The organism is Acidisoma sp. (assembly GCF_035492295.1).
Taxonomy (GTDB): domain Bacteria; phylum Pseudomonadota; class Alphaproteobacteria; order Acetobacterales; family Acetobacteraceae; genus Acidisoma.
The window spans coordinates 1-3657 of record NZ_DATJJK010000154.1; the positions used below are offsets into that span (position 1 = coordinate 1).

Annotated in this window: 3 protein-coding genes; 1 reads left to right on the forward strand and 2 read right to left on the reverse strand. The window is 64.9% G+C overall.

The features are described from left to right. Positions 1 to 2 precede the first annotated feature (2 nt). A complete protein-coding gene (ppk2, locus tag VL752_RS10920; protein WP_325355056.1) occupies positions 3 to 857 on the reverse strand; it encodes a polyphosphate kinase 2 in 855 nt (284 codons plus the stop codon). Positions 858 to 909: 52 nt separating this feature from the next. Further along, complete coding sequence (locus tag VL752_RS10925; protein WP_325355058.1) at positions 910 to 2223, reverse strand: NtaA/DmoA family FMN-dependent monooxygenase; 1314 nt, start codon at positions 2221 to 2223, stop codon at positions 910 to 912. Between the two features lie 138 nt (positions 2224 to 2361). Here VL752_RS10925 and VL752_RS10930 point away from each other — a divergent pair, with 138 nt between their 5' ends. Further along, on the forward strand, positions 2362 to 3615 hold the full coding sequence (locus VL752_RS10930; protein ID WP_325355060.1) for a DNA polymerase IV: 1254 nt from the start codon (positions 2362 to 2364) through the stop codon (positions 3613 to 3615). The last annotated feature ends 42 nt before the right edge of the window (positions 3616 to 3657 follow it).

The window sequence follows — 3657 nt, forward strand, 5'->3', positions numbered from 1 at the left end:
ACTTACCCCACCGGGTAGGTCAGTTCCGGAATGAACTTGAACGGATAATCCGGTTCGACATAGCCGTGCGGCTTCTGGCGATGCGGCAAGGTCACCGTCGGCCGCTCGATTTCCTCGTAGGGGATGTGCCGCAGGAGGTGCGAGATGGTGTTCAGCCGCGCTCGCTTCTTGTCATCGGACCGCACGACGAACCAGGGCGCCCAGGGCGTGTCGGTCGCCGCGAACATATCGTCCCGCGCTCGGGAATAATCATACCACCGGCTATAGGATTTCAGATCCATCGGCGAGAGCTTCCACAGCTTGCGGCCGTCGGAGATGCGCGCCGTCAGCCGCCGTTCCTGCTCCTCCTCGCTGACTTCCAGCCAGTATTTCAGCAGGATGATGCCGGAGGCGATTATGCTCTTTTCCATGCCCGGCACGGTTTCCAGGAATTTCAGCGAGACCTCTTCCGTGCAGAAACCCATGACCCGCTCAACGCCCGCGCGGTTGTACCAGCTACGATCAAAGATCACGACCTCGCCGGCCGCCGGCAGATGCGGCACATAGCGTTGCACGTACAATTGCGACTTCTCGCGCTCGGTCGGCGCCGGCAGCGCCACGACGCGAAACACCCGCGGACTGACCCGCTCCGTAATCGCCTTGATGGTGCCGCCCTTGCCCGCGGCATCCCGTCCCTCGAAAACGATACAGACCTTCAGGCCCTGAGCGACGACCCAGGTCTGCAGTTTGACGAGTTCGACATGGAGCCGCTCCAGCTCGGCCTCATAGGTCTTGTTGCGCAGCTTTCCGGATGGGTCCGGCTCAGGCGCATCCTCCTGCAGCGGCCCATTCTTCTTAGCCTTCTTATTTTTGCCCATGTGCCCCTCCCTTCTTGTCACGTGACCGTAACATGAAAGCGGGCCGGACTCCTTAGAACTCCATCAAATTCTCCCGCAGCGTCTCATGTGCATAGGCTTTGCGGACGAGGCCGCGCTTCTGCAGCGCCGGGACAAGCCCATCCACCACCTCCAGAATCTGTCGCCGACTGACACGCAGCACCGGCGTCGTGATCAGAAAGCCGTCGCCGCCTACCTCCTCCATCACCCGCCCCATCCGCTCCGCCACCATGTCCGGGGTGCCGGTGAGCTCGATGGAGGAGACGAGCCCGCCCGCGCCGCTCACCACCAGTTCGCGCAAGGTCTTGCCGCTGCCCCATTGCTGGAACTTATCCAGGGACCCCTGCTCGCCATTAGTCTCCAGCCGGTGGGGCAGGGGCTTGTCGAGATCGAACCGCGCGAAGTCGATTTCCGTGATGGCCGAAATCGAGGCCAGGATATCGGTGACGAAATGCGGGGCAGAGACCATGCGGCGCTGCTTCTCCTCGGCCTCTTCCCAGGTCTCGCCCAGTACCGGCGTCACGCAGAACATCACCTTGATGCTGTCCGGATCGCGCCCGATGGCTGCAGCACGGGCGCGGATATCGTCGCGGAAAGCCTTCATGCTCTCGATGCCGCTCGCAACGGAGATGATGGATTCGGCGTGACGCGCCGCAAAGTCTCGCCCCTTTGGGGAAGCGCCGGCCTGCACATAGACCGGCCGGTGCTGCGGCGAGGGCACGGTATTCAGCGGCCCACGCACGCTGAAGAAGCGGCCCTTGTGGTCGATGGTATGGACCTTCTCCGGATCGGCATAGAGGCCGGCCTCCCGGTCCAGCACCACCGCATCCTTGTCCCAGGAGGCGAAGAGCTTGTTCACCACGTCCAGATATTCCTCCGCCATGGCGTAGCGGAGATCGCGCGCTGGCAACTTGTCCAAGCCGAAATTCTGCGCCGCCAGATCCTCCGCACTCGTCACGATATTCCAGCCGAACCGGCCGCCGGTCAGGCTGTCGATGGTGGAGGAGAGGCGCGCGAGCAGGAAGGGCGGGTAGGCGAGGGTGGATAGGGTGGCGACGACGCCGAGACGGCTGGTGGCCATGCCCATGGCAACCGCAAGCGGCGCCGGATCATGCTTCGGCACCATCATCGCGTGTTTCAGGCTGAGGTCCCGGCTGCCGCCGAAGGTCTCCGGCACCATCAGCTTGTCTTCGATCATGATATAATCGAAACAGGCGCGCTCCAGGCTGCGGGCCATCTCCATGTAGAATTTGCCGTCCCATGGATAGCCGCCCTGGCCGAAAGGGTCGCGCCATTCGTCCGGCGTGAAATTCATGAACCAGCCAAGGTGAAAGCGCGCGTCGGTCATCAGCAGTCACTCTCCAGGATGGGCGGACTCACCAGCTCAGGGATGCGCCATTCAAGACTCGTGCCTCACCCTCTCCCAGCCGGACTCAACTTCCAGGGCGAAGCCCTGTAATCTGCTGGCAATCATAAGCGAACCGCGATGCCCCGCCTCTGCCGATCCTGCGACGCGACGAGTGACGGCGAGAGCCGCCTCTGCGCGCGTTGCGGATCGCGGCTGTCGGTGAGCCACCCGGACCTCCTCACCCTCGCCATCGCCCATGTCGACTGCGACGCCTTCTATGCGAGCGTGGAGAAGCGGGACCATCCGGAACTGGCGGCAAAACCCCTGATCATCGGCGGCGGCACACGCGGCGTCGTCAGCACGGCCTGCTATATCGCGCGCCTCTCGGGCGTGCGCTCCGCCATGCCCATGTTCAAAGCCCGGAAGCTCTGCCCCGAAGCGGTGATCATGAAGCCCGACATGGCGAAATACGTGGCCGAATCGCGCCGTATCCGGGCGCTGATGGCCGATCTTTCGCCCCTCGTCGAACCGCTTTCCATCGACGAAGCGGCGCTCGACCTTTCGGGCACCGAGGCCCTCCACCGTGCACCGCCCGCCGTCATGCTGGCGCGCCTCGCGCGGCGGGTGGAGCAGGAGATCGGCGTCACCATCTCCATCGGCCTCTCGCATAACCGCTTGCTCGCCAAGCTCGCGGCCGAGCGGGACAAACCGCGCGGCTTCTCCGTCATCGGGTCGGAAGCGCCGGACTTATTGGCGAACGAGCCGATCAGCCTGCTGCCCGGCATCGGCCCGGCGGCGACCGCCCGGCTCACCGCGCTCGGCCTCACCCGGCTCGGCCAATTGCAGCGGCTGGATGCAGAGGGTGCCATCCGCCTTCTGGGGCCGGACGGGCCGGCGCTCGTCCGCCGCGCGCGGGGCGAGGACGACCGGCGCGTGGTGCCGGTGCGGGAAACCAAGTCCATCAGCAGCGAGACGACGTTCGATCAGGATATTTCCAACCCCGCCGAACTCGAAGCCATTCTCTGGAGACTCGCGGAAAAGCTCGGCGGGCGGCTGCGCCGCGCGGACTATGCCGCCGGTGGCATCACGCTGAAGCTCAAGACTGCGCAATTCGCGCTGCGCACGCGAAGCCAGCGACTGCCCGTGCCGACGGCGCTGCCCGAACTACTCTTCCAGGCCGGGCGTGGGCTTCTCACGCGTGAGACCGATGGCACCGCCTTCCGGCTCATCGGCCTCGGCGCGCAACCGTTGCGGCCGGCGGTCGAGGCAGACCCGATCGACCTCGCCGATCCTGATTCGGAACGGCGGGTGGCCCGTCAACAGGCTATGGACCGGCTCCGCGACCGGTTCGGCGCCACCATCATCGGACGCGGACGGGGCTTCCAACCATGAGCTGCTTTCTCGGCATCGATCTCGGCACCTCGGCCGTCAAGG